This is a genomic window from Pseudoalteromonas sp. SR41-7 (assembly GCF_014163935.1).
GTDB lineage: Bacteria > Pseudomonadota > Gammaproteobacteria > Enterobacterales > Alteromonadaceae > Pseudoalteromonas > Pseudoalteromonas distincta.
Genome location: NZ_JACJEF010000006.1, coordinates 44,998 through 71,374, shown reverse-complemented (window position 1 = coordinate 71,374; position 26,377 = coordinate 44,998). Strand labels below are relative to the sequence as shown.

The window sequence follows — 26,377 nt, the reverse complement described above, 5'->3', positions numbered from 1 at the left end:
CTCAGCAATATTTGGCAAATATGACCATAATAGCACTAGGTATAAATCACAAAACCGCATCCGTAGAATTACGTGAAAAAGTGGCTTTTTCGCCTGAGCAAATTTCAGAGGCGTTGCAACAATTAAGTGGCCATGCCGACTTTAATGAAGCGGTTATTGTGTCTACCTGCAATCGAACCGAGATCTATTGTAGCCTCGCTCAGCAAAATTCCCAAACACTGTTGAGCTGGCTTGCCAGTTTCCATGGTTTGGATGAACATGAACTGAGCAAAAACACTTATTGCTACGAAGATAACGATGCTATTAATCACTTAATGCGCGTGGCGTGTGGGTTGGATTCTTTGGTGTTGGGCGAACCGCAAATTTTGGGGCAAATAAAGCAATCGTTTTTTAGTGCTAAAAACCACGATGCTGTAGGTGTTACGTTTGATAGGTTGTTTCAAAAAACATTTTCAGTAGCGAAACAAGTTAGAACTGAAACCGATATTGGCGCAAGTGCTGTATCGGTAGCGTTTGCTGCAGTTAACTTGGCAAAGCATATTTATGGCAAGCTTGATAAGACCAATGTGTTATTAATTGGCGCAGGTGAAACCATTGAATTGGTTGCTAAACATTTATACCAAAATGAGCCTCAAAATATCACTGTTGCAAATAGAACTATTGAGCGAGCTCGTAACTTAGCTGATGAAGTGTCGGCAGATGTGATTGCTTTGGCGCAATTGCCTGAGCGTTTGCATAAAGCCGATATAGTGATTAGTTCTACAGCCAGCACTTTGCCTATTATTGGTAAAGGGGTGGTTGAGCAGGCGCTAAAGCAGCGACGTCACAAACCTATGCTATTTATAGATATAGCGGTTCCGCGTGATATAGAAAGCCAAGTTGGGGAGCTAGATGCTGCCTATTTATATTCCGTTGATGACTTACAAACCATTGTAAGCGAGAATATGGCAGCGCGCGAGCAAGCTGCACAGCAAGCGCAAATAATTATTACTGAACGCACCAAAGAATTTGCAATGTGGATGCGTTCACTCGATTCGGTAGATTTAATCCGCCATTATCGAAACGATGTACAAACAATTAAGTCTGAGCTTGTAGAGCGTGCTGTTAGTCAGCTCAATACAGGTAAAGATGCAGAAAAAATTATATTAGAGCTCGCCAATAAATTAACCAATCGCTTAATGCACGCGCCTACCCGTGCAATACAAGATGCAGCGAAAAAAGGTGAAGTGGCGCAGCTAAACCAGTTGAAAAAAATGTTAGGTATTGATCAGGAATAACCGTTAAATGAAAGAGTCTGTTTATAATAAATTAGAAACCTTAGTAGAGCGTTATGAAGAAGTACAAGCGCTGCTAAGCGACCCGTCGGTCATTAGTGATCAAAACCGTTTTCGTGCGCTTTCAAAAGAGTATTCTGAGCTTGAAGAGATTGTAAAAACGTTTTTAAACTATAAAGAAACGCAAGACGATTTAGCCAGTGCAGAAGAAATGCTTAAAGATTCTGACCCTGAAATGCGTGAAATGGCGCAAGAAGAATATAAAGAAGCAAAAGCACAAATACTAGTGATTGAAGATCAAATTCAAGTATTAATGTTGCCAAAAGATCCGCGAGATAACAACAACGTGTTTGTTGAAGTACGTGCAGGGACGGGCGGCGATGAAGCGGCTATTTTTGCTGGTGACTTATTTCGTATGTACAGCCGCTACGCAGAAAATAAAAAATGGAAAGTAGAAGTTGTAAGCACCAATGAAGGTGAGCATGGCGGTTACAAAGAAGTTATTGCAAATATCAGTGGCGAAGGCGTTTACGGTCAATTAAAGTTTGAATCAGGTGTACACCGCGTACAACGTGTGCCAGAGACTGAATCACAAGGTCGTGTTCATACCTCAGCGTGTACTGTTGCGGTTATGGCAGAAGTACCAGAAGCTGAAGCGATACAAATTAATACAGCAGATTTAAAAGTTGATACATTTCGTGCATCAGGCGCAGGTGGTCAGCACGTAAATAAAACTGATTCTGCTATTCGACTTACACATATACCTACCGGTGTTGTGGTTGAGTGTCAGGATCAGCGTTCGCAGCATAAAAACCGTGCTAAAGCGATGTCGGTACTTGCAGCACGTTTGCAACAGGCTGAAGATGAAAAACGCCATGCGGCAGAAGCCTCTGAACGTCGTGACTTGGTAGGTAGTGGCGATCGTTCTGAGCGTATTCGTACTTATAACTACCCGCAAGGTCGTATTACCGATCACCGTATTAACTTAACACTTTATCGTTTAAACGAAGTGGTAGCCGGTGATTTAAGTGCGATTATTGACCCATTAATGCAAGAGCATCAAGCTGACTTACTTGCGGCCATGGGCGACGAGTAATTGTGGCTCACACTCTTGAACAAGCAATTGCTGCAGGTGCTGACTTATTAGCACTTAGCAGCGAAAGTGCTAAATTAGATGCACAAGTTTTACTTCTTCATATACTTCAAAAACCTCGCAGTTACCTTTTTACTTGGCCAGAACATGCGCTTAGTGATGAGCAACAATCGCAGTTTAATGTATTTATCCAAAGACGTTTAAAAGGTGAGCCCGTAGCCCATATAACTGGGCTGCGTGAATTTTGGAGCTTATCGCTTGAAATTAACGCAACGACCCTAATACCTCGACCAGATACTGAAACATTAGTCGAGCAAGCACTTGAAATAGCGCTACCCGCTACAGCAAAGGTGCTGGATTTAGGCACAGGTACTGGTGCAATAGCGTTGGCACTGGGTAGTGAAATGCCTAATTGGCAAATTACTGCAGTAGATAGAGTAAGCGATGCAGTTGCACTTGCTACACGTAACCAGCAGCGATTAGCGATTAATAATGTACATGTTAAACAAAGTAACTGGTTTAGTGAGTTGCATGGCGAAAAATTCAATTTAATTGTCACTAACCCTCCTTATATAGAAAGTAGTGATATACATTTAAATCAGGGTGATGTGCGCTTTGAGCCTCTATCGGCATTAGTGGCTGATGATTGCGGAATGTCTGATATTAAACAAATAATTACACAATCACGTGACTATTTGTCATCTAATGGCTATCTTTTAATAGAACACGGTTTTGAGCAAGGTGAAGCTGTTCGTCATTTTTTTGAAAAAATGGCGTTTGTTAATATTAAAACAGTGAAAGACCTTGGTAACAATGACCGTGTAACACTTGCACTGTGGCCCTAGAGAATAATAATTGCCTACTAGTGCGTTAAATAATGCCATGAAGGAATTTCGACTATGATGGGTGATTTTTTATTTTCAGATGAACCAGAAGAAACAATCGATGAGATTGAACACGGTACCTGGAAAGTATTAATCGTTGATGATGAACCTGAAGTTCATGCTGTTACAAAACTAGCACTGAGTGATTTTGAATTTCAAAATAAACGCTTAGAGTTTATTAGTGCCTACTCAGGTGCTGAAGCGAAAGAGCTCATAAAAGAGCATCCAGATGCCGCTATTGTGCTACTTGACGTGGTAATGGAAACCGACGACGCTGGTTTGCAGGTTGCTAAGTTTATTCGTGAAGAAGCTAAAAATAATCATATACGGATTATTTTAAGAACAGGCCAACCTGGCCAGGCACCTGAACGTCAAGTCATTATTAATTATGATATTAACGATTACAAATCGAAAACGGAGCTAACGGCTCAAAAATTATTTACTGTTATTATGTCGAGCCTACGCTCGTATCGGGATATTATTTCGATTGAGCAATCACGCGAAGGGCTTGAGAAAATAATTATAGCGTCTCGTGATATTTTTTCTGCGCATTCAATAGAGCACTTTATTGAAGGCGTTATGCAGCAATTAACATCTTTATTGGGTATTGCTGATCAAGCTATGTATGCCACCACTTTAGTTGCACAAAACCCAGAACATGAAAAAAATAAAAAACTAATAGTTTGCTCTGGCACTGGCGATTTTGAAAAAAGTGAAGGTAAAGAGCTTGATGAGGTATTACAAGCTGAGCAGTTAAGTGCGTGTCATCAGGCGCTTAATGATAAAAGTATTATTTATAAAGATAATTACTTATTTGCGTACTGCAGTAGTGAGTACAATCATAACTCAATGCTGTTCATATCAGGTGTCCCAAAGGATTTAACGGATACTCAGCGTCATTTAATCAAAATATTTTCTCAAAATGTGCAACTTGCCTTTGAAAATGTGCAGCTTCAGTCTGAAATAGAAGCGACACAACAAGAGCTTGTTTATAGGTTAAGTGAAGCAGTAGAGCAGCGCTCAACCGAGACAGGTAATCATGTTAAACGTGTAGCACATATTTGTCATATTTTAGCTGAGGGCTATGGTTTATCTAAACATGATGCAGATTTAGTAAGGTTGGCGTCTCCTCTTCATGATGTAGGTAAAGTGGGTATTCCTGATGCGATTTTAAACAAACCAGCAAAGTTAGAACCTCAAGAATGGGAAGTGATGAAAACCCATACTGATAAAGGCTATACTATTTTAAAAGACTCTCCCCATGAAATTGTGAGTACAGGTGCAATTATTGCAAAAGAGCATCATGAAAAATGGGATGGGTCTGGTTACCCACAAGGTCTAAGCGGAAACGCAATTAATGTATTTGGTCGCATAGTCGCACTTGCTGATGTATACGATGCACTTCGCCATAAACGGTGTTATAAAGAGCCTTGGACATTACAAAATGTGGTTGATGAAATTAATGCTGAAAAAGGCACACATTTTGAACCAAAAATGGTTGAAGTATTTAACGAAAAGCTTGATGAGTTAGAGGCGGTTCTTAGCCGTTTTCCTGATTAGATTTTTATAAAACAGAAGTACAGGGGCATATGGATTATTTAGCAGTAAAGCACTCGCACATGGCAATTGCGATGTTAAGTGTAATATTATTTTATGTTCGCGCTTTTTCGCGAATGGGCAGTGGTAAATTAGCAAAAAATAAAGCAGTAATGATTGGTAGTCACAGTATAGATACTTTGTTATTAGTGTCTGCACTTACGCTTATATTTATGGCTAAAATTAATCCGTTTGAACAATATTGGCTATTAGAAAAAATAGTTTTAGTGGTTATATACATCGGTATTGGGGCTAAAAGCGCCAGACAAACTAAAATGACGGCTAAAGTTGCTTACGTTTTAGTTAATACCGCTGTTATTTTAGCGATAGGTTATTTAGCGACGTCTAAATCAGCTTTTTTGCTTTAAGTAATACCTGACTATTTGAGCTTTATAGTTGTTTTGTAAAGCTCAAATACAACTCCCTCTCAGAAAATATTCAAATACACCTCTATATTGGTATATAGCTTTAAAGTTAGGTAAACTACGCCTTCGTTTTCTAAAATGTTGCAGTATTAATGACTACCCTCGGGTTTGACGAACACGATGAATCTTATCTTGATGATGCTTACGATGAATTTACACCTCCAGCGATTTACCGCTGTATTAAAGCAGAGTCAAAGTGGGACCCTCAGATAGATTTAACACCATGTTATGAAACTTTAACTGACTTTGAACAGCAAATTTCAGCGCTGTGTTTAAAAGTGAGTGATGAGCACGATCGCCTCGAAAAATTATTAGATATGTTTTACAGTGATTGGCTATTTAGTGCATCAGGTTTAAAAGTGCCTGAATATAAATTAAATACATTAAGCTATACGCTTTCTATGCGCAGTGGTTCACCTACAACACTGGCAATTATACTTTGTCATTTTTTACAACAAGCTAACTGTGACGCGAACCTTAGTCTTACCCAAGGTGATGTTGGCGTACATGTGGCGATTAGTGACGAAGAAGGCTACATAATAGAGCCAAGCAGTGGACAACAAAGTTGGTATATTATCCCTGAAAACGCAGATGAAGATGATGGTCAAGAGCAAGAGCCACTAGAACTGATTTTTGATGACGAAGTATATAAGTTATTTTTAGCTCAGCAAAAATGGTCTTTCATTAGCGAAAATAAATTTGGTCATGCTTTAACCTGTGTAGAGATGCTAATGGAGTTAATAGGCGACGACCCGTATGAGAGACGCGACAGAGGTTACTTATTAAATCAGCTCGGTTGCCCTAAAATGGCACGTGATGATTTACAGTTTTTTGTAGATGAGTGTCCGGACGATCCTGCAATAGAGATTATTCAACACCAAATAGAAGAACTAGAAGATAATAATAAAACGCACCATTAAGAATAGGAATAATTATGGTTGAAACTCAAAGCGCATTAATTACAAATGATGCCGTTGTGCTTGGTTTGCTTGCTATTATTTTGGGGTTTATTTTTAAAACCTCAAACAGTGAGCGTCCAGCTTTAAAACGATTTTATAAATACGTACCTGCTTTATTGCTGTGTTACTTTTTACCTTCGTTATTAAATACCTTTGGTATTGTAGATGGTAATAAATCTAATGTTTATTATGTGGCTTCGCGCTACTTACTACCTGCCTGTTTAATACTACTTACCATTAGTATTGATTTAAAAGCGATTATTAACTTAGGCCCTAAAGCACTTATTATGTTTTTAGTGGGTACTTTAGGCATTGTTATTGGTGGGCCATTAGCTATTTTAGTGGTGAGCGCATTTGACCCAAGTATTGTTGGTGGGCATGGCCCAGATGCCGTATGGCGCGGTATGACAACTGTTGCAGGTAGCTGGATTGGCGGCGGTGCTAACCAAGCATCAATGAAAGAAATGTTTGAAGTTGGTGGTGATATATTTTCTGTAATGATTACAGTCGATGTAATTGTCGCTAATATTTGGATGGCTGTTTTATTGTTAATGGCAGCAAATCATAAAAAGATTGATGCAGCGACGGGTGCTGATACAAGCGCAATTGAAGACTTGAAAAAGCGTGTGGAAGAATATCACGCAGAACATGCACGCATCCCAACTCTTAATGATTACATGACGCTGATTGCAATTGCATTTGGTATAACTGGCTTAGCACACTTTTGCGCTGACTTTTTGGGGCCGTACTTTGGCACTACTTATGAATGGGCAAAAGAATACAGCTTAAACAGTAAATTCTTTTGGCTAATTGTTATATCAACAACGATTGGCATAGGCTTATCGTTTACTAAAGTGAGGCAAATAGAAGCGTTTGGCGCTTCAAAAGTAGCTTCTAGCTTTTTATATATTTTGGTTGCATCGATTGGCTTACACATGAATGTAACCGCTATTTTCAATAACCCCGGGCTATTTTTAGTGGGCGCAATTTGGATGTTAGTGCATGCAAGCATTATGTTAATTGTGGCTAAACTGATTAAAGCACCGTTATTTTATATGGCTGTGGGTTCTCAGGCTAATGTGGGGGGCGCAGCGTCAGCACCTGTTGTAGCATCAGCGTTTCATCCATCATTAGCGCCTGTTGGAGTCTTGTTAGCTGTACTAGGCTACGGTGTGGGTACTTATATGGCTTATATTTGTGGATTAATGATGCAAGCAGTTGCACCTTAAGGAATTTAAATGAAAGATCAAATTATTAAAATTAATGAAATTGAACTTGCAAACAATAAACCGTTTGTACTGTTTGGTGGTATTAACGTATTAGAATCTCGCGATTTAGCAATGCGTGTTGCAGAGCATTACGTAGAAGTTACGACGAAACTAAATATTCCTTATGTATTTAAGGCCTCATTTGATAAAGCTAATCGCTCTTCAATCAATTCGTACCGTGGTCCAGGTATGGAAGAAGGTTTAAAAATATTCGAAGAAATTAAAAACACGTTTAAAATTCCACTAATTACTGACGTACATGAACCGCATCAAGCTGCACCTGTTGCAGAAGTTGTTGATGTAATTCAGTTACCTGCTTTTTTAGCGCGTCAAACAGATTTAGTTGTGGCGATGGCTAAAACAGGTGCAATTATTAATGTGAAAAAACCACAGTTTTTAGCGCCACATGAAATGCGTCATATCATTACTAAATTTAATGAAGCTGGTAATAACAACGTAGCCCTTTGTGAGCGTGGTTCTAGCTTTGGTTACAACAACCTTGTGGTTGATATGCTGGGTATGGATGACATGAAGGCAATGGCACCTGTTATTTTTGATGCAACACATGCGTTACAACGCCCTGGTGGACGAGCTGACTCTGCTGATGGTCGTCGTGCACAAGCAGCAGAGCTTGCGCGCAGCGGTATGGCGTTGGGTATTGCTGGTTTATTTATCGAAGCGCATCCAAATCCTAACGAAGCTAAATGTGATGGCCCATGTGCGCTAGCGCTTAGTAAGTTAGAAGGCTACTTAACGCAAATGAAAGCGGTTGATGATTTAATTAAAAGCTTTGCCCCACTTGATACAAGTGCAAGCGATTTATAATTAAGCATGATGTTTATTAAAAAGCGACTCAGGTCGCTTTTTTTATGCCTTTAATATACACAAACTTATATGATGTATATAATCTCACGCATAAGAAAAACTAATTCTAAGCTTGGTTATTATGTCAAGACGGGTACCTCCATTAAACGCATTAAAAGCCTTTGAAGCGGCTGCACGCCATTTAAGTTTTACAAAAGCTGCAGAAGAGCTTTATGTAACGCAGGCGGCAGTAAGTCATCAAATAAAAACACTTGAAGAGCATTTAGGGCTGAAGTTGTTTTTACGTAAAAACCGCTCTTTATTGTTAACTGAAGAAGGCCAAGGCTATTTTTTAGATATTAAAGAGATTTTTACTCAGCTTATTGATGCAACTGAAAAGCTATTAGCTCGTGGCGCTAAGGGCTCACTAACGGTAAGCCTAACCCCTAGTTTTGCTATTCAGTGGTTAGTGCCTCGTTTGAGTTTGTTTAATGAGTTACATCCAGAGATAGACGTGCGAATAAAAGCACAAGACCAAGATGAAAACTCACTCACGGATGACGTAGATATTGCTATTTATTATGGAAGGGGTCATTGGAATGGCGTACAAGCGTACAAGCTTCATACCGAATATTTAGTACCACTTTGTAGTCCTATGTTATTAAGCGGGTTAAAGCCGCTTGATCAACCTAGTGATTTAGCGCATCACACACTATTACACGACACTACACGTAAAAACTGGAAAACGTGGATGAAAACCGCAGGCGTGCGTAACATCCAGGTAAATCAAGGGCCTATATTTAGCCACTCCTCTATGGTGTTACAAGCAGCTGTACATGGACAAGGTGTGGCAATTGGCAATAGTGTATTAGCTAAACCCGACATAGACGCAGGGCGTTTGGTAATTCCGTTTAATCATAGCCTAGAGAGTAAAAATGCGTATTACTTAGTGCTTCGTGAGTCGCAAACAGAGCTTGGTAAAATAGTTTCGTTTAAAGAGTGGATGCTGAGCTTAGTAGAGCATGAGCAAGAACATGAGTATTAATAATGATTGAATGGTTTAAAAGCACGGAGCAACCTGCAATAGCACAGTTTATATTTGCACATGGCGCAGGTGCTGGTAGCGATTCTGACTTTATGCAGCACATGGCAAAATTAATAAGCGAGCAGGGGGTTGATGTTGGTTTATTTGATTTTGAATATATGCAAATCGCTAAACAAACTAATAAACGCAGGCCTCCTGAGCGAGCACCAAAGTTACTTATTTATTATGAACGAGTGCTAACGAATGCGCAGCCAGATTTACCGTTGTTTATAGGCGGTAAATCGATGGGCGGTCGCATGGCATCAATGCTTGCATGTAGTACAGAGCAAAGCCTTTCAGGTGTTATAGCATTTGGTTATCCATTTCATCCGCCGGGTAAGCCAGAAAAATTACGCACCGATCATTTTGCTGATATTGTTTGCCCTTTTCTAGTATTACAGGGCGAGCGAGATACATTTGGTACACGTGAAGAACTTCTTACTATGAAAATGCCAAAGCAGCCTTTGTTTACTTGGCTGAGTGATGGCGATCACTCATTAAAACCACGTAAAAAAAGTGGCGTAACTGAACTACAAAATAGAGAAACAGCAGCGTTAAGTGCTGTTGAATTTATTAAGCAACAAATTGAGATACGTTAAGACTCGAGCAGGGGGTTAGATGATTAAATTATTTTTAATGACCGGTAGTATTTTTTGTATGCTTTCGGTGATGTTAGGTGCATTTGCTGCCCATGGTTTAAAAAGCCGCTTATCGGAGTATTCATTAGGCGTTTTTAAAACGGCTGCTGAGTATCAAATGGTACATGGACTTGCACTTATTGCGGTGGCTATTTTAATTAAATGGGGCATAAACCTGAGTTGGGCTGGTGGCTTTTTTATAATGGGCACACTACTTTTTAGTGGTAGTTTATATTTACTCGCTCTAACAGGAATGAAGTGGCTTGGGCCTATAACACCGCTTGGTGGGTTGTGCTTTATTATTGGTTGGATTGTTATTTTAGTGCAAGTTGCACGATTTAAGTTTTAAAGAGTTTAAGGGTTAATATGTCTAGTGTTGTGATTTTTTGTCGTAGTGGTTTTGAAAACGATGCCGCTGCTGAAATAACGTTTCATGCTGCAGAGCAAGGTTTTGCAGGGTATGTAAAAGCAAAACCAAATACAGGTTATGTTGTTTACGAATGTTTTGAAGCGCATCACAGCGATGAAATAATCAAAAAAGTTGATTTTAAAAACATGGTGTTTACACGTCAATGGTTTGCCGGCACATTACTTGAAAACATGCCAGTAGAGGACCGTGTGAGCGCAGTAGTTGAAGCTGCTAAAGATTTTACATTGTGCTCAGAACTGCGCGTTGAAACGCCAGACACAAACGAAGGCAAAGAGCTTTTAACGTTCTGTAAAAAAATCTCAACACCGCTTAAAAAAGCCCTCGAAAAACAAAATACTGTACTACGTGAGCCAAAAGTAAATCGCCCAGTAATGCATGTCATGTTTTTAACAAACAATACGGCTTATGTTGGTTACTCGTATAGCTTTAATAATTCTCCATTTTTCATGGGTATTTTGCGCCTTCGTATGCCAAGCGATGCACCGAGTCGCTCAACGTTAAAACTCGATGAAGCATTTAACGTATTTATACCTGAGCAACAACGCGAGTCACGCGTAGCTGCCGGTATGCGCAGTGTTGATTTAGGTGCATGCCCTGGTGGTTGGACTTATCAGCTTGTACGCCGTGGTATGTTTGTAAGTGCGATTGATAACGGCCCAATGAATGACGATTTAATGCAAACTGGGCAAGTTAAACATTTTAGAGCCGACGGTTTTAAATATCGCCCAGAAAAAAGAAATATTACTTGGTTAGTGTGCGATATGGTGGAAAAACCGACCAAAGTGACTACGCTAATGATTGACTGGGCAGTAAATGCATACGCAAAAGAGTTTATATTTAACTTAAAGTTGCCTATGAAAAAACGCTTTGATAGTGTTTATGAATGTCTTTCGATGATCAGAAAAGAGCTTGAGAAACAAGGTATCAATTACGAGTTGCAAGCTAAACATCTATATCATGATCGTGAGGAAATAACCGTTCATTTAAACGTTACTAAGGTGCCACAAAATTTGTATAGTTAATATGTAGAGGCTAAAAGTGGTAAAAAACAATATTAATAAATGGCTAAATTTACTTTTTTTATCACTTTTAATCACAGGCTGTGGCGGGGGAGGCGAAAGTAGTGATACAACTACGGCCCCTGGTAACGCTGCGCCCAGTGTTACGCTTTCGGTTAGCAGTAACGTTATTACTTCTAATCAATCATTTACTATTACAGCGCTTGCAAGTGATAGCGACGGGCAAATTGCCAGCTATCAATGGCAACAACTTAGCGGGCCTGAGTTTACGTTTACCTCTAACGGTAACACGCTTACAGCCACTGCACCTAGTGTAACAACCGATACGACCTTTAGCTTTTCGGTTACAGTTACTGACAACTCAGGTGCTACTGCACAACAAGTTTTTTCAGGCACTATCACCTCTCAAAATAATGCTCCTACAGTTAATATAACAGGCCCAAGTAGTGCACTTGCCAGCACACAAGTTAGTTTAGTTGCTAACGCTCAAGATACAGATGGCACTATAAGTAATATTAATTGGATTCAGTCTGCTGGGGACAATGTTGAGTTTTCACAAACTGATGGAGTCCTTAGTTTTACCGCCCCTAATGTATCTGAAAATACAACACTAGGTTTTAGCGTAACCGTAACTGACAATGCAGGTAAAAGCGCTCAAGCGAGTAAAACGGTTTTAATTAATCAAGTAAATAGCGCGCCAACAGTCATTGTTACAGGCCCTGAAGAAGCTGAAAAAGGTGACAGTGTAACCTTAGTTGCAGATGCACAAGACAGCGATGGTAGTATTAATAGCATAACTTGGCAGCAAATAAGTGGTCCTGTAGTTGAACTTACTCAAACACAAACAAGCATTAGCTTTAATGCGCCCACTGTTTCACAAAATACCAATGTTACATTTGTGGTTACTGTAACCGATGACGATAACGCTACAAATAGCGCTCAAAAAACAGTTGTAGTATTAGCACCAAACAATCCACCAACTGCAGATGATGTAAGTATTAGCGTGCAATATAATCAAGCCACTGAATTTAGTTTAGTTGTTAGCGATGCCGATAACGATACCGTTCAGATTGATTTTGGTGATGATTTAAATGGTGCACAAATTAGTGTTATTGATGCACAAGCCTTACTTTTTAGCTACACGCCTCCTGCAAACAGTATTACTTCACAAAGCTATACGTTAACAGCGTCTGATTCAAAAGACACAACCGAATTTACACTGAATATTACGGTGGTTGATTCAACGCCCGCTACAATTAGTAATGTAACACCCCAAAGTAATAATGACCCAGTTCTTGTAGATAGCCCTGTTAGTATTACATTTTCAGATATTATGCTAACGAGCACTTTAGCAGTTAATTCTAGTAGTGGTGCTTGTACAGGAAGTGTACAAGTGTCAGCAGATGATTTTACTACTTGCTTGGCCTTAAATATTGAAAGTTTGTCGGGTACTACTAGTGACACAAGTACTTATTTTCATACTGTAAATGTAAGCGCAAGCTTTAATGAAGATACCCAATATATTGTCCGTGTTACAGCTGATTTAACTAATTTTGATGATACGGCCATTGAAACGCAAACAGCTACTTCTTTTACTACCTCTAGCCAAGATATAAAAATAACTGAAGTTTCTTCTGTGCAATTTAGTAACGACCTAACTTGGATTGAAATTTATAACGGCACAGGGGCTGCTGTAAACTTACAGAGTTATTCGCTTAAAACCCGCAGTATTAATATGATTAATAGCTCGACTAGTGCAGAGACAACTTTTTCACTGCCCAATAAAGAGCTTGAAAATGGTGAGTACCTTATTTTACAAAGTAAGTTTGGGGATGATTTTTTAGTAAATGCGTCAGTTAACAACCCTAAAATAGCGCTTGTGGGTAATGCTAGTGATGAAATTAGACCTTATTGGTACATAAACGGTTTTGTAGAATTACTTAATAGTGCAGGTACACAAACAATCGACTTTGTAAAATTTGGTAACTCAGTACAAGAACCAGTAACGCCATCACAATGGCAAGGTGGTAACGCAGAGCAAATCATCTCCGAGCAAGGAGGCAGCTTAAAGCGCGAGCTTAATGCGACAGACACTAATCAAAGTACTGATTGGAATTATTCTGTGTTTAACACACCCGCTGGGCCAAACAATATAAATTGCACAATAGATGATGATGAGGATGGTATTCCTGATTGCGCTGAGCAACAGGGTACAACATTCGCGGGTTTACCACTTTATGAGTGGGGGGCGCGTACCTCACAAAAAGATATATTTATTGAAGTTGATTATATGGACAGCAGTGATGTAGGTATTACTCCACATCGAACAGCACTTGAAAAAGTAGCCACTGTTTTTGCAGAAAAAGGCTATACAGTCCACTTTGACGTAGGTGATTTGTTTGATCAAAATACAAATACAGCACCGCAAAACTTTGATTTAGGTGGCGGAAATCTTGTCCCTTTTAATAGCTATACCCCGTTTGAATACGATTTAAGTAGCCCTAATTTATTTGCTTATAAAATGGAATATAGCGATATAACTCGCAGGCCCATTTTCCATTATTTATTAATGGCAAGTAGTGGTAACGAAGACGGTAGTATTAGTGGTTCGGGTATTGCTGAGATAAGCGGTAATGATTTAATGGTAACTATGGGGGGCTGGGGTTTAACGCTTGATACGCAAGTAGCAACCAATGTAACTTATAATTATCAAGCATCAACAATATTTCATGAGTTAGGTCATAACTTAGGTTTATACCATGGCGGTGATGAAGAAGTTAATTTTAAGCCTAATCATTTAAGCTCTATGAACTATTTATATCAATTAGCGGGTTTATCAACAATAGGTAATAACGAAGGCGATCGCTACTATGAGCGTTTTTACCCAGGCAATGCTAGTTGCGATATTGCACCAAATACTAATAGTCATTTAGGCTCTACGGATGATTTTATTATTGATTATTCAAATGGTAGTTCAGCAGATTTAAATGAAAGCACCATACTTGAAATACAGGGGTTAAATAGAAATAGCTCACTACCAGTTGATTTTAATTGTAATGCAATTAACACCGAAAGCTTAACCAGCTTTGATACTAACCAAGATAATACAATATCAATACTGAGTGATGTAGATGAGTGGAGCATGCTTAATTTACAGTTTTATATGCAAAGTGCAGGTAATCGATTTGGCGTGCCAAATACAAATAACAGTAAGGTGCATAATTTACAAAGCTCGCCTACTAATATTGAAACGCTGCCCAGTTATATAAAAGAAGCACAGCCAAGTAGTGCAATTATTGCTGAGTTAAAAGCAATTAAAGAGCAATAGTATGAAGCCGATGCTCAGCACTAAGTTTATTATCTTGAGTAGTTTTTTTAGCTTACTAATAGCGTGTAGCGATACTAACAATGCACGTGAGTGGTTACTAAAAAATGATAATTTGTATTATAAAAATACAGCTGTTGACTGGCGAATTGAATCAGTAAAGGACTGTAATACATGCGTTATAAGCCAAGATGTTGTTTATCAGCCTGAAGGTATTAGTCGTTATAATACGTTAATGCAGAGTCAGAATTGGGTCGCGGTACATGAACTAAGTAAAATCAATGTCATTCGTTTAAAGATGCCAGACCAAACACCTTATTTATACGTAGAGCGTGTAAAAGGTCAAATACTAAAGCTGTTTGATCAGCAGCAAAACTACAGTATAAAAATTGGTGAAGTTACAGCCGTTAATATTAATAATCAGCGCTTTAGTATTTTGATTAAAAAATTTGAAGAAGTAGATAAACAAAGCGGTGCATTACCAAGGCGTGCATCGCTTGAGTTTATTGCTTTAAAAATAGATTAAAAAAAGCACCTTAGGTGCTTTTTAATCTAGAATGCGGTGTCCTTCGAATATTGAAAAGTCAGCAACCTTTTAATTAACTGCGATATTTTGGACGATAGTTATCTACCCATAAACGTGTTGCACCGCACACTGCGACTGGCATAACTATTAAGTTTATAAAAGGGATAGCAGTTAACAACATAACAGCAAAACCAAATCCGTATGACAAACCTTGCTTAGATTTTAAATCGTCTTTCATTTGCTTAAAGTCAATTTTATGATTATCAAACGCATAGTCTTCGTATTGAACTGCGTACATCCAACAAGTAAATAACACCCATAGTATTTGACCAATGACCGGTAAAACCCATAACAATATAAAAAAGCCAATTGCGCGAGGAAGGTAGTAGCATAGTTTTGTCCACTCACGGGCAAGCATGCGAGGTATATCTTTAACTAGTTCGGCAAAGCCGTCATCGTTAATTTTTTGACCTGTTAGGTAAAGCTCAACTTTTTCACTCAAGAGCGCATTGAAAGGGGCTGCAATAAAATTAGTGATAACTGTAAAGAGCATACTATAGCTAAACAAAACAACTAATACGGCAATAGGCCACATTAGCCACTCTAACCAGCTTAACCACTCGGGGAGCATGTTGTTTATGTAGCTAAAACTATCACTTAACCAGCCAACTAAAAAAAACAGCGAGCTACCAAACAGCAAAATATTAATTAATAGCGGAATAAGGACAAAACGCTTTAGCCCTTTTTGGCTAATTAATTTAAACCCCGAAAAAAAGTATTCCATACCTTGTGTGATCTGCACTGTAACCTCAAAAAATATTTACCATTACTTATAGTATAAATAGCTTAAAAATTTTGAACAGTACTTTTAAGTAACAAAGTGTTAGCTTTAATATTGTGGTTTTGTTTATATAGTAACAATAGGTGTTCAGTAATATGCAACTATGATTATTTAAGACAGGCCCGATTATTTTTTGCCAATAAAATAAAAAACTTACTAATCATGACTATACTGAACTTTACTGCGTAAGAAAAAAGCGCTTGATTAAAGCTTTTGTTGTTTCAATGTGTATAAATAATACGGGTAAAGGAAAATGGGTACGGATAGGTTAAAAAAGTTATTATCTCACCAGCAAGGCATTTTATCTAAAATTGCATTAGGGGTACCTTTAACTGAGGTGCTTACTGAAATTTGTTCATCAATCGAGCAGATTATTGATGATGAATCCGCTAGGTGTTCAATCTTATCAGTTAAAGGCCAGCAGCTTTTTCATTGCGCAGCTCCTAATATTCATCCAGAGTACTGTAGTTTGCTTAATGGAGTCTATATAGGGCCAAAAGTGGGCTCATGTGGTACTACTGCATTTTCGAAATCGCGCACTATTGTTGAAAATATCGAAACTTCACCGCTGTGGGAGGACTTTAAAGACTTAGCACTAAAGTTTGGTCTTAAGTCATGTTGGTCAACGCCTATTTTTTCAACTCAAGCCGATTTATTAGGCACCTTTGCTATCTATCACAGCACTCCTAAATCACCATCAAAGCAAGACTTAGAGTTAATCGATTTTTTTGTACACTTTTCTAGTATCGCTCTTGAAAAAAGTAACGAATTTAACAAAGCAAAACAGCTGCTCGCGAATTTACAGCAAAGTAATGAAAAGTTTAAAGCCTTCACTAAGGTAATGCCTGATCTCATTCTTATTTTAAGTGAAGAGGGAATTTATACCGATGTGTATGGTACCTCTAATGAGTTACTGCTTGATTCAAGCAAGGACCTTATTGGTCAAAGTGTTAAGGATCTGCTCTCCCAAGACGATGCACAAATGATAATGGACGTTATTAAAAAAACACTCTCGACTAACGAGACGCAAATTTTTGAATATGAATTAGCTGTACCAAAGGGCAATATAGTTTTTGAAGGCAGGGCTGCTGCATTAGATCATTACCACCCCAATAGTCCTACAAAAAGGCACGTAGTATGGATGGCCAGAGATATTTCAATAAAGAAAAAGGCCGAACAAGAAGTACATAAGCTTGCCTTTTACGACCCATTAACGAATCTTCCAAATAGAAGAATGCTTAGCGACAAATTAAGCATGTGTGTGGAGAGTGTTAAGCGTGATAAAAATATAGGGGCGTTATTATTTTTAGACCTAGATAATTTTAAGCGTATTAATGATTCACTTGGGCACAGTGCGGGTGATGAAGTACTTGTGGAATTATCAAAAAGGTTAAGCGCAATAATAAAAGGCTCTGATACGTTGGCCAGAGCGGGTGGCGATGAGTTTATTATTTTACTAAAACACGTTGGAGAAAATACACAGCAGGCGAGCATCGAGTGCAAAATAGTAGCCAAAGAGATTCAAAGAGCTTTTCATGATAAATTTGAAGTGGGCAACCTTGCATTTCAAGTAAGCTGCAGCATAGGTATTTGTCTAATTGATAGCGTAAATGCGCAGGCAGGCAATATATTAAAATTTGCAGACACGGCTATGTATCGTTCTAAAAATAAAGGGGGGAATAGCAGTAGCTTTTACGATCCAGCCTTACAAACACTGCTTGAAAAACAAACTGAACTAGAAACCGATATAGTCAGGGCGATTGCATCTGATGAGTTTTGTGCTTATTTTCAGCCTCAGGTAAATACGTATGGTGATGTTATTGGTGCTGAAGCACTCATTAGGTGGAACCATCCTCAAAAAGGGTTAATAGCGGCAAACGAATTTATACCAATTGCAGAGCAATACGGGCTTATTCAAAAACTACAAAATATTGTTTTACATGATATATGTATTTTAATAAACGAACTTAAAGCAGATAACATAATAGACGACTCGTTTAGTGTTTCAATTAATATTAGTCAAAGCCAGTTTAATTCATCAAATTTAAAAGGAGAGCTGTTTAGCACTATCAATAAATTTGATATTCGGGCACAGCAAATTAAGTTAGAAATAACTGAGTCAATGCTCTCAAGCGATATAGATTATACAATTAGGCAAATGAAAGAACTCATTGCCGCTGGCTTTTTATTTTCGATTGATGATTTCGGAACCGGTTACTCCTGCTTAGCGTACTTAAGTGCGTTTCCTGTTAAAGAATTAAAAATAGATAAAAGCTTTATTGATAAAATTTTAGATAGCACGGTTGGCTTTAATATTGCGCAAACAATTATCAGCCTAGGAAAAAGCTTAAACTTAGAGGTAGTTGCTGAGGGCGTAGAAACAACAGAACAATATGACTTACTTAAAAAAATGAATATTGACGCCATGCAAGGCTACTTAATTGCAAGGCCGATGGATAAAGAAGGCTATGCAAAATGGCATAGCGCTAATACTAATGCGCAATAATACTTGAACATTACTATTTATTAATTAGTAATAATTTAGCAAAATTTATACACTTGCTAGGCCACTTTTGCTCTTTTAGCTGGTGAAATGTCATAACCCATATGCTAAATAAGGAGTAAAGATTTTTTAATTAAACAATGCTAAGCTATGACCGCTTAAATATATTATTTAAAGCTTAATAAACTTATAACAATGAATGGAAGCTTTATGCAGTTAGTCGATTTGAACCCGAATGATCCCGACGTGGTAAATGTATTTGATGATATAGACCGACTTATAAATTCTTTATATCCTGTGGCTACCGCACAGTCTCTGGAGTTAAACGAATTAACCTTACCTAATGTGTACGCTATTGGTTTAAAAACTGAAGAAGGTATTATTGCCTGCGGTGCGATTGTAGAGAAATTTGATACCCAGCCTTACGGCGAAATAAGACGTTTATATGTAAAACCAAGTCATCGTGGTAAAGGGCTATCAAGACGTATTATGCAGATTTTATTGCATCAAGCTGGCGAAAAACAAATCCCGTTAATACGCTTAGAAACAGGCCCAAAACAAATAAAATCAATCAATTTATATGAAAATTTAGGCTTTAAACGCTGTAGCAGTTTTGGCTCATATGTAGATAATCCACAAAGTGTTTTTATGGAATTAGGGCTTAGTAAATAAGTTCATTAACGCTGCGACATGTTAAAGCTTAATGTGTCGTAAATATCTTCCTTCATTATTATCTTGTAATAAAAGTCATACTCAAACTAGTAACTATAAAAGCAGCTTTTATAGTGATGCAAAAATACTTCACTGTTTTTAACACCTGTCTTCGTATAAAATCTGCCTCGATAATTAGTGACTAACTTACAAAGCGAGAATTTTTATCTTTTCTAAAAGTAGCAATAAACAAATGAGCGAAATAACAGTAGTAACCCACAATGGTAATTTTCATGCAGATGACGTTTTTAGTATTGCGGTACTTAAGCATGTTTTGCCAACGTTTAAATTGGTACGCACACGCGATAAAGCGCTTATAGAAAGTGCCGACTACGTAATAGATGTAGGTGGGGAATACGATCCTGAAACTAATCGCTTTGATCATCATCAACGTGGTGGTGCAGGCGAGCGAGAAAATGGCATTCCTTTTTCATCATTTGGTTTAGTGTGGAAAAAATACGGCTTAGCACTGTGTGATGATAACCAGGCCGTTGCTGATAGAGTGGATTCAGGTTTAGTTTCAACTATTGACGCCATTGATTGTGGTCATGTTGAAGGTGTATCAAAAGGGATAAGCTTGAGCCAAACAATTTCAATGTTTAACCCTACATGGGAAGAAGAAAGTAACTTTGATACCTGTTTTGATGAAGCCGTTGAATTTGCAGCACGTATGCTCATTCGTTTTATCGCCTCAGCTCACGGTAGTGTTAATGCAAAAGAGATTGTCGCCAGAGCAATTGAAAATGCAGACGATGCCAGAGTAATCGTGCTTGAAAAGTACACACCGTGGAAAAAAACAGTGCATATTTTATCAAGTGAGGCGCTATACATGGTTTACCCATCGCATTCTGGGCAATGGATATTACAAACAGTACCCGTTGAGCCTGGCTCGTTTGAAGATAGAAAACCGCTTCCTAAAGCATGGTCTGGTTTATCTGATCAAGCGTTCGTAGATGAAACAGGTATTGATGACGCAGTGTTTTGCCATAATGGCTTATTTATAGCGGGCACTAAGTCGTTTGAAAGCACAATGAAACTTGCCACCATGGCGCTTAGCGAATAAAAACGCAGATTCATAACGAATACTAAGCATAACAATTTGTATTGATTGTTATGCTTGTTATTTTTGCGCGGAGCATTATGTTTGAATTAAAAACAATCGCACTTTTTATTATTACAGCCTTAGCTGAAATAGTGGGGTGCTATTTGCCCTACCTTTGGCTAAAACAAGATAAAAGCATTTTACTTTTAATTCCTGCGGCTTTAAGTTTGGCACTATTTGCATGGTTGCTATCTTTACACCCTACTGCTGCCGGACGTGTATATGCAGCTTATGGCGGCGTATATATTTGCGTTGCGCTATTATGGTTATGGGTTGTAGATGGCGTAAAGCTTACTATGTGGGATATTATCGGTGGTTTAGTAGCACTGCTAGGTATGGCAATAATTATGTTCGCCCCAAAGTCTATTTAATTCAAATGCATGCCAAAGCTTACTCATAATGAAATTACCCTTGAACTACCCGAAAGCCGATTTTTTGAAGATATGTTTGGAGTAGACTATCCAGGTTATCTCCCTTATTGGCTTGCTTATATGAGCCCAAAAGAGAGGCAAGCGTACCTCCTAGCTACAAAATCTGAGTATATGGATATAGTTGATGAAATGTATAGCGAAAGTTTTAATTGGCAGGAATGGCTACCTTACCCTTATTAAAACATCGCAAATTGTAATACCAAACCAGCACTCATATTTTAATGGAATAAAAGATTGAATATATTATACCTTGTGATTATTTTTATATTTATAGCAGCTAGTTTCCTATTTTTTGCATTTTTAATTTATAGACTACCAAAACCCCTGCAGCAAAAATGTATTGAAGGTGAAATTGTATTTGTTTTTATTGATAAAAATACATGTTTTAGACACTTTCTTGAAACTGTTATTTTAAGAAATAAAGTAGTTACTTTAGCTGATAATAATACGGCCTTTTATGCAAATGACTATAAAAAACTCTGGAAAGTTAGTCCACATAAATTATCTACAATAGGCAATACTTACAAGTTGAGGTTAATTACTACGACTTTACTGTTTGGTGGGTATGGTTTATCTACGGTTGAAAATATGACAGAGATAGATAAAAAGCCAATAATAGTTAAATAAAGAGTCAGTTATACAATACTCATAAGTAGTTGTGTGCGGTTATTGGTGCTGGTGGATGTATGCTAAGCGTTTTTGACGTGCAGTTTTTATTCACTTTGCAGAATACATAGGTAATACTTGGTCACAACACGTTGGCTAAATAGCAGTAATTTGAGGTGTTGAGAACACCTTACTCTTCAAATAGCAGTAATTTGAGGTGTTGAGAACACCTTACTCTAATCCATCAAAAGTAAATTTTATAAACAAAGTAACTCAAGATGAATTTTATTGAATGAGCTAACTCATTTTTGCTAATAAAATTTATAATGAGTCATTTAAAAACAGCCATTTTTTATAACTTTTCTTATCTTTAAAAATCATCAAAGTCCTGTTTTATATATGCTAGCGGGCAATAGTTGTTTGGTTATTTTTTTAACATCAAAAATCACTCGTTACGAGCAAAAATACTTGTTGGACTTGAATCTCTATTTTTCTTTTAATGCGCGGCACTAGCCGAGCCGGCATTAATTAAACAAAAGAGAAAGATAAATGAAAGAGACAACATCACTAGAACAAGCTCGTACGAGCTACAATGTTCGTCATTGGAGCCAAGGTTTTTTTGGTATTAATGATCAAGGTGATGTGTATGTTGCGCCCAAGGCTCATGCACCAGAGCAAACCATTGCATTAACAGATATCGCAAAGCAACTACAAGATAAAGGTTTAAGCTTACCTGCTTTAGTTCGTTTTCCGCAAATTTTACACCATCGTGTACACAGCTTATGCGGCGCATTTAATACTGCGATTGAAAACTATGGTTACCCTAAAGACTATCTATTAGTTTACCCGATAAAAGTAAACCAACAACGTGAAGTGGTTGAAGAAATAGTAGCAAGCCAAGCACAAGTAGAAAAAAAGCAACTTGGTTTAGAGGCAGGCAGCAAGCCAGAACTACTCACAGTATTAGCATTAGCTGAAAAAACCAGCGCTGTTATTGTATGTAATGGCTACAAAGATAAAGAATACGTACGTTTAGCACTTATTGGCGAAAAGCTAGGTCATAAAGTGTATATCGTACTTGAAAAGCTTTCTGAGCTAGACATGGTGCTTAGCCAAGCAAAAGAGCTTAACGTAAAACCACGCATTGGTATTCGTGTACGTTTAGCGTCGCAAGGTAAAGGTAAGTGGCAAGCGAGTGGTGGCGAAAAATCAAAATTTGGTTTATCCGCATCGCAAGTTTTACATGTAGTTAATCGTTTAAAAGGCGCAAACCAGCTTGATTTATTGCAGCTTGTGCATTTTCACTTAGGGTCACAAATGGCGAACATTCGTGACGTACGTTTAGGTGTAAGCGAAGCTGCGCGTTTTTACTGTGAGCTACGTAAACTAGGCGCAGAAATTGATTGTCTTGATGTAGGCGGTGGTTTAGCTGTTGATTACGACGGCACGCGTAGCCAATCGCATAACTCTATGAATTACAGCTTAGCTGAATATGCGAATAACATTGTGTACACCATTGGCGATACATGTAAGCAATATGAGCAACCAATGCCGACTATTATTTCTGAGTCGGGTCGTGCGCTTACGGCGCATCATGCTGTGCTTATTTCTAATGTTATTGGTACTGAAAGTTACACGCCAGAAGAGTTAGTAGCGCCAGCGGCAGATGCACCACTTTTATTAAAAAACATGTGGGCATCGTTTGTACAATTAACTGATTTAACGGATGACCGTGCATTAATTGAAATTTATCACGACAGCCAAGGTGATTTAGCTGAAGCGCATAACCAATTTGCACTCGGTTTATTAGACTTAGCGCAGCGTGCGTGGGCTGAACAAATTAATATTCGTATTTGTTATGAACTTAACAAGCACATGGATAACAAAAACCGTTTTCATCGTCCTATTATTGACGAGTTAAACGTACGTTTAGCCGATAAGTTTTTTGTAAACTTTTCGTTATTTCAATCGCTTCCAGATGCATGGGGCATTGATCAAGTGTTTCCGGTATTGCCATTAAGTGGCTTAACTGAAGCACCAAAAAAACGTGCTGTATTACTTGATATAACCTGTGATTCAGATGGCGCACTTGAGCATTACGTAGATGGACAAGGTATTGAAAGCACATTACCTGTACCAGAATTTAGTGCCGATAAACCTTATTTAATGGGCTTTTTCTTGGTGGGCGCTTATCAAGAAATTTTAGGTGATATGCATAACCTGTTTGGCGATACGCACAGCGCAATTGTTAATATGGATGAGCAAGGCGTTGCAAGTATTACCGAGATAAACCAAGGTGACACTGTTGCCGATATGATGCGCTATGTACATTTAGATGTTGAAAGTTTTCAGCAATCATACGAGCAGTTAGTAAGCACTAAAATTGAAAAACACGAACAGCAAAGCGTTTTAGACGAGTTGCAAAGCGGCCTTGATGGCTACACTTATTTAGAAGAGTTATAAGCAATGTCAACTTTGTTTGGTCACGCAGATCACTCATTGTACTCAAATGGGATGACGTTTTTACGTCGTCCTATGGTGCAAAACATTAATGCAATTGATGCAGACGTAGTGGTTTTAGGCTTACCATTTGATTTAGCGACCTCGGGCCGCCCTGGTGCGCGCTTAGGCCCTGATGCAATTCGTCGTGCATCGGTTCATTTAGCATGGGAAGACACTAAATACCCGTGGACGTTCCCGTTGTTTGAGCGCTTAAAAGTGGCAGACGCAGGGGACTTTACTTACCCTGTCGGGGATCCTGAGTATTTTACTGCGCAACTAGAAATGGCTGCTGATCAAATACTTCGCCAAGGTAAAACACTATTAGGTTTAGGGGGCGATCACTTTGTAACGCTTCCGCTATTACGTGCTCACGCAAAAATACATGGCAAAATGGCGTTAGTACATTTTGATGCGCACACCGATACCTATAGCAATGGCTCGCGTTTTGATCACGGCACTATGTTTTATCATGCACCAATGGAAGGGCTGATTGATGTTGAGCACAGTATACAAATAGGTATCCGTACAGACTTTGATCAAAGTAAACATGAGTTTGCTGTGATTGATGCAATGCAAGCCAACGATTTACATGCTAATGATATTGCAGCGCAAATACTTGAGCGAGTAGGAGACCTACCTGTTTACTTAACGTTTGATATAGATTGTTTAGATCCTGCGTTTGCGCCTGGTACAGGCACTCCTGTGTGTGGTGGTTTAACGTCAGATAAAGTACTTAAAGTACTGCGTGCGCTAAAAGGCATAAACATGGTGGGTATGGATGTGGTAGAAGTATCACCTTCGTACGACCAAAGTGAGCTTACCGCAATTGCTGCAGCAACCATTGCGAGCGAATTACTGCATTTGTGGACGCATAAAAATAAGTACTAATTTTATAAATTTTGTACTACAAAAAAGGGTATGCATTTGCATACCCTTTTTTATTTAGAGGTATCGATTATTCAACTGCTCAATTTCTTTTAACCAAATAACGCTTAGCCCAATAAGCGGCAGGTTAGTAGTTACAGGGTTAAATGCTTCAATAAGCAATTGTGGCTGCATTACAACTACAGCAAGTAAAAGCCCCATAAGCGCCAATATATTTAAAGCTACCAAATGCTTATGTTTATAAAACACAAATAAACACAAGCCAAATATAATTTCGGCAACACCCGCCGAACGTGTAATTAAATCAGACACTTCGGCTGAAAAACCAGCACTGCCAGTCATTAATTTTTCAAGTGGTGCTACGTGATAAAGCTTTGGGAAAAAGCCGTGATATATCCAACTTAAACTCACTATGTAGCGAGCAAGTTGAATATAACCGCGATTATTTCCTAGCATTGTCAATACGCTCTTGTGCACTTGGGTGGCTAGATAAGTACTCTAATAAGTCATTTACTTTTTCTAGGTGTTCGTTTTCGCTGGTATGGCTTTCTTGCAGCGCTTCTATTGCATCAGCAAAGTCATTACTCGAATACCCAAGCGATTCTAATTGGGTGAGTGCAAAGCTATCTGCCTCGCGTTCCATATCTCGTGAAAACCCTTGCTGAGCAAACGATGCACCCGTACCTAATGCAACCTCTGCAACTCCCTCTAAATCACCAAATACAACTGCTAGTACAATCGTACTTGCGGCAGATTGTGCTGTAATACGTACGCTATGCTGGTGGACTACATGGCCCATTTCGTGTAGCAATACCGCTTTTAGTGCATTGGGTTTATCGGCAAGTAAATTTGCTAAATCATCGGTTACCACGATACGGCCATGGGGTAGTGCAAACGCGTTAGCACCAAAGCTGTCTGATTTATAAAACGATAACCTATAAACCGATTGATCAAGCGATAACGCATTAAGCATACTTGTAAAATGTGCTTGTACTTTAGTTTGCTGCTCTGCGGGCAGCTCACTTGGGTCAAGCGCAATCTTTTTAATTAGTGTAAAACTTTGCTCCCCCATCTGTTCCACAACATTACGTGGCAGGGTATCAACACTATAAACAGCAATGGCCGGTACCGCTTTATAAAGTACTAACCACATAAAAAGTGGTGTAAATATGACTGCGGCTAAAATTACCCATTTACTTTTTTCAAGGCGCTCCATTATGTGATGGTTATTTTCTTTAAATGGCCATCTGTAACTTACATCTTGAGGGATAAAACGACTGCCATCTTCAAAGTTTAATTCGTCGGCAAGTCCTGCCATCCCCGAGCTTAATTTAAGACTTGAGATTACGTGGCGAGCGATAACGTGTTCATCGTTGATAACCTCAATGTGTGTGTCGCTAATAGTGGCAACACACACTTGATAGTTACTCGATGCGATGGGGAAAAAATGTCCCTTTACATGCATGGTGAG

At 38.5% G+C, this 26,377-nt stretch carries 25 protein-coding genes; 22 read left to right on the top strand and 3 right to left on the bottom strand.

The window, feature by feature from the left end:
* The first annotated feature begins 20 nt into the window (after positions 1-20).
* The 14 genes from hemA (at position 21) to H5092_RS09880 (ending at position 15,325) form a co-directional block, all read left to right on the top strand.
* The gene (gene hemA / locus H5092_RS09945) at positions 21-1,277 is read left to right on the top strand and encodes a glutamyl-tRNA reductase (protein ID WP_024594740.1); all 1,257 of its coding nucleotides are present in this window, start codon (positions 21-23) and stop codon (positions 1,275-1,277) included.
* 7 nt (positions 1,278-1,284) lie between these two features.
* On the top strand, positions 1,285-2,370 hold the full coding sequence (prfA, locus tag H5092_RS09940) for a peptide chain release factor 1 (RefSeq protein ID WP_002958554.1): 1,086 nt from the start codon (positions 1,285-1,287) through the stop codon (positions 2,368-2,370).
* A 2-nt stretch (positions 2,371-2,372) separates the two neighbouring features.
* Positions 2,373-3,212 carry a peptide chain release factor N(5)-glutamine methyltransferase gene (gene prmC, locus H5092_RS09935; protein ID WP_182733438.1) on the top strand — a complete coding sequence of 280 codons (840 nt, stop codon included), beginning with the start codon at positions 2,373-2,375 and terminating at the stop codon, positions 3,210-3,212.
* A gap of 54 nt (positions 3,213-3,266) precedes the next feature.
* Positions 3,267-4,811: a response regulator gene (locus tag H5092_RS09930; protein ID WP_024595292.1), complete on the top strand. Its 1,545-nt coding sequence runs from the start codon at positions 3,267-3,269 to the stop codon at positions 4,809-4,811.
* A gap of 29 nt (positions 4,812-4,840) precedes the next feature.
* Positions 4,841-5,215, top strand: coding sequence for a SirB2 family protein (locus H5092_RS09925; RefSeq protein WP_007583965.1), 375 nt, complete (start codon positions 4,841-4,843; stop codon positions 5,213-5,215).
* A 149-nt stretch (positions 5,216-5,364) separates the two neighbouring features.
* Positions 5,365-6,192 (top strand): tetratricopeptide repeat protein, encoded by an 828-nt coding sequence (locus tag H5092_RS09920; protein ID WP_002958558.1) that lies wholly within the window; start codon positions 5,365-5,367, stop codon positions 6,190-6,192.
* Positions 6,193-6,206: 14 nt separating this feature from the next.
* A complete protein-coding gene (locus tag H5092_RS09915; protein ID WP_024595290.1) occupies positions 6,207-7,460 on the top strand; it encodes a DUF819 domain-containing protein in 1,254 nt (417 codons plus the stop codon).
* Between the two features lie 9 nt (positions 7,461-7,469).
* A complete protein-coding gene (kdsA, locus tag H5092_RS09910; protein WP_002958560.1) occupies positions 7,470-8,324 on the top strand; it encodes a 3-deoxy-8-phosphooctulonate synthase in 855 nt (284 codons plus the stop codon).
* Between the two features lie 121 nt (positions 8,325-8,445).
* Positions 8,446-9,348, top strand: coding sequence for a transcriptional regulator GcvA (locus H5092_RS09905; RefSeq protein WP_002958561.1), 903 nt, complete (start codon positions 8,446-8,448; stop codon positions 9,346-9,348).
* 2 nt (positions 9,349-9,350) lie between these two features.
* Positions 9,351-9,986: an alpha/beta family hydrolase gene (locus H5092_RS09900; RefSeq protein ID WP_024605424.1), complete on the top strand. Its 636-nt coding sequence runs from the start codon at positions 9,351-9,353 to the stop codon at positions 9,984-9,986.
* A gap of 19 nt (positions 9,987-10,005) precedes the next feature.
* Positions 10,006-10,374, top strand: a complete 369-nt coding sequence (locus tag H5092_RS09895) for a DUF423 domain-containing protein (RefSeq protein ID WP_024595287.1) — start codon at positions 10,006-10,008, stop codon at positions 10,372-10,374.
* Between the two features lie 17 nt (positions 10,375-10,391).
* On the top strand, positions 10,392-11,477 hold the full coding sequence (gene rlmM / locus H5092_RS09890; protein ID WP_182733437.1) for a 23S rRNA (cytidine(2498)-2'-O)-methyltransferase RlmM: 1,086 nt from the start codon (positions 10,392-10,394) through the stop codon (positions 11,475-11,477).
* Positions 11,478-11,493: 16 nt separating this feature from the next.
* Entirely contained in the window at positions 11,494-14,802 is a 3,309-nt protein-coding gene (locus H5092_RS20825; protein WP_182733436.1) for a PKD domain-containing protein, read from the top strand.
* Position 14,803: 1 nt separating this feature from the next.
* On the top strand, positions 14,804-15,325 hold the full coding sequence (locus H5092_RS09880; RefSeq protein ID WP_182733435.1) for a hypothetical protein: 522 nt from the start codon (positions 14,804-14,806) through the stop codon (positions 15,323-15,325).
* A gap of 73 nt (positions 15,326-15,398) precedes the next feature.
* Here H5092_RS09880 and cysZ read toward each other — a convergent pair whose 3' ends face one another.
* Positions 15,399-16,109, bottom strand: a complete 711-nt coding sequence (gene cysZ, locus H5092_RS09875) for a sulfate transporter CysZ (protein WP_182671383.1) — start codon at positions 16,107-16,109, stop codon at positions 15,399-15,401.
* Positions 16,110-16,419: 310 nt separating this feature from the next.
* Here cysZ and H5092_RS09870 point away from each other — a divergent pair, with 310 nt between their 5' ends.
* From H5092_RS09870 to speB, 8 genes are all read left to right on the top strand, one after another.
* Positions 16,420-18,672: an EAL domain-containing protein gene (locus H5092_RS09870; protein ID WP_182724592.1), complete on the top strand. Its 2,253-nt coding sequence runs from the start codon at positions 16,420-16,422 to the stop codon at positions 18,670-18,672.
* Positions 18,673-18,879: 207 nt separating this feature from the next.
* A complete protein-coding gene (locus H5092_RS09865; protein ID WP_002958569.1) occupies positions 18,880-19,341 on the top strand; it encodes a GNAT family N-acetyltransferase in 462 nt (153 codons plus the stop codon).
* Positions 19,342-19,573: 232 nt separating this feature from the next.
* A complete protein-coding gene (locus H5092_RS09860) occupies positions 19,574-20,443 on the top strand; it encodes an MYG1 family protein (RefSeq protein ID WP_154903389.1) in 870 nt (289 codons plus the stop codon).
* A gap of 77 nt (positions 20,444-20,520) precedes the next feature.
* Positions 20,521-20,853: a YnfA family protein gene (locus H5092_RS09855; protein WP_096794091.1), complete on the top strand. Its 333-nt coding sequence runs from the start codon at positions 20,521-20,523 to the stop codon at positions 20,851-20,853.
* Positions 20,854-20,862: 9 nt separating this feature from the next.
* Positions 20,863-21,093 carry a hypothetical protein gene (locus H5092_RS09850; protein ID WP_024605430.1) on the top strand — a complete coding sequence of 77 codons (231 nt, stop codon included), beginning with the start codon at positions 20,863-20,865 and terminating at the stop codon, positions 21,091-21,093.
* 54 nt (positions 21,094-21,147) lie between these two features.
* A complete protein-coding gene (locus H5092_RS09845) occupies positions 21,148-21,540 on the top strand; it encodes a hypothetical protein (protein ID WP_182733434.1) in 393 nt (130 codons plus the stop codon).
* A gap of 528 nt (positions 21,541-22,068) precedes the next feature.
* Positions 22,069-23,982 (top strand): biosynthetic arginine decarboxylase, encoded by a 1,914-nt coding sequence (speA, locus tag H5092_RS09840; protein ID WP_182724593.1) that lies wholly within the window; start codon positions 22,069-22,071, stop codon positions 23,980-23,982.
* Between the two features lie 3 nt (positions 23,983-23,985).
* The gene (gene speB / locus H5092_RS09835; protein ID WP_024597470.1) at positions 23,986-24,909 is read left to right on the top strand and encodes an agmatinase; all 924 of its coding nucleotides are present in this window, start codon (positions 23,986-23,988) and stop codon (positions 24,907-24,909) included.
* Positions 24,910-24,963: 54 nt separating this feature from the next.
* Here speB and H5092_RS09830 read toward each other — a convergent pair whose 3' ends face one another.
* Both H5092_RS09830 and H5092_RS09825 read right to left on the bottom strand, forming a co-directional pair.
* On the bottom strand, positions 24,964-25,362 hold the full coding sequence (locus tag H5092_RS09830; protein ID WP_182733433.1) for a DoxX-like family protein: 399 nt from the start codon (positions 25,360-25,362) through the stop codon (positions 24,964-24,966).
* On the bottom strand, positions 25,349-26,371 hold the full coding sequence (locus tag H5092_RS09825) for a M48 family metallopeptidase (RefSeq protein WP_182733432.1): 1,023 nt from the start codon (positions 26,369-26,371) through the stop codon (positions 25,349-25,351). Before H5092_RS09825 ends, H5092_RS09830 begins: the two co-directional genes overlap by 14 nt.
* Positions 26,372-26,377 lie beyond the last annotated feature (6 nt).

Bases quoted from the DNA above. Each gene is read 5' to 3' on its own strand.
- H5092_RS09915 (WP_024595290.1), top strand. From the start codon at position 6,207: ATGGTTGAAACTCAAAGCGCATTAATTACAAATGATGCCGTTGTGCTT.
- kdsA (WP_002958560.1), top strand. From the start codon at position 7,470: ATGAAAGATCAAATTATTAAAATTAATGAAATTGAACTTGCAAACAAT.
- speA (WP_182724593.1), top strand. From the start codon at position 22,069: ATGAAAGAGACAACATCACTAGAACAAGCTCGTACGAGCTACAATGTT.
- H5092_RS09865 (WP_002958569.1), top strand. From the start codon at position 18,880: ATGCAGTTAGTCGATTTGAACCCGAATGATCCCGACGTGGTAAATGTA.
- H5092_RS09930 (WP_024595292.1), top strand. From the start codon at position 3,267: ATGATGGGTGATTTTTTATTTTCAGATGAACCAGAAGAAACAATCGAT.
- speB (WP_024597470.1), top strand. From the start codon at position 23,986: ATGTCAACTTTGTTTGGTCACGCAGATCACTCATTGTACTCAAATGGG.
- H5092_RS09925 (WP_007583965.1), top strand. From the start codon at position 4,841: ATGGATTATTTAGCAGTAAAGCACTCGCACATGGCAATTGCGATGTTA.
- prfA (WP_002958554.1), top strand. From the start codon at position 1,285: ATGAAAGAGTCTGTTTATAATAAATTAGAAACCTTAGTAGAGCGTTAT.
- H5092_RS09870 (WP_182724592.1), top strand. From the start codon at position 16,420: ATGGGTACGGATAGGTTAAAAAAGTTATTATCTCACCAGCAAGGCATT.
- H5092_RS09905 (WP_002958561.1), top strand. From the start codon at position 8,446: ATGTCAAGACGGGTACCTCCATTAAACGCATTAAAAGCCTTTGAAGCG.
- H5092_RS09880 (WP_182733435.1), top strand. From the start codon at position 14,804: ATGAAGCCGATGCTCAGCACTAAGTTTATTATCTTGAGTAGTTTTTTT.
- H5092_RS09825 (WP_182733432.1), bottom strand. From the start codon at position 26,371: ATGCATGTAAAGGGACATTTTTTCCCCATCGCATCGAGTAACTATCAA.
- hemA (WP_024594740.1), top strand. From the start codon at position 21: ATGACCATAATAGCACTAGGTATAAATCACAAAACCGCATCCGTAGAA.
- H5092_RS09895 (WP_024595287.1), top strand. From the start codon at position 10,006: ATGATTAAATTATTTTTAATGACCGGTAGTATTTTTTGTATGCTTTCG.
- H5092_RS09860 (WP_154903389.1), top strand. From the start codon at position 19,574: ATGAGCGAAATAACAGTAGTAACCCACAATGGTAATTTTCATGCAGAT.
- H5092_RS09830 (WP_182733433.1), bottom strand. From the start codon at position 25,362: ATGCTAGGAAATAATCGCGGTTATATTCAACTTGCTCGCTACATAGTG.
- H5092_RS09850 (WP_024605430.1), top strand. From the start codon at position 20,863: ATGCCAAAGCTTACTCATAATGAAATTACCCTTGAACTACCCGAAAGC.
- cysZ (WP_182671383.1), bottom strand. From the start codon at position 16,109: ATGGAATACTTTTTTTCGGGGTTTAAATTAATTAGCCAAAAAGGGCTA.
- H5092_RS09900 (WP_024605424.1), top strand. From the start codon at position 9,351: ATGATTGAATGGTTTAAAAGCACGGAGCAACCTGCAATAGCACAGTTT.
- H5092_RS09920 (WP_002958558.1), top strand. From the start codon at position 5,365: ATGACTACCCTCGGGTTTGACGAACACGATGAATCTTATCTTGATGAT.
- H5092_RS09855 (WP_096794091.1), top strand. From the start codon at position 20,521: ATGTTTGAATTAAAAACAATCGCACTTTTTATTATTACAGCCTTAGCT.
- rlmM (WP_182733437.1), top strand. From the start codon at position 10,392: ATGTCTAGTGTTGTGATTTTTTGTCGTAGTGGTTTTGAAAACGATGCC.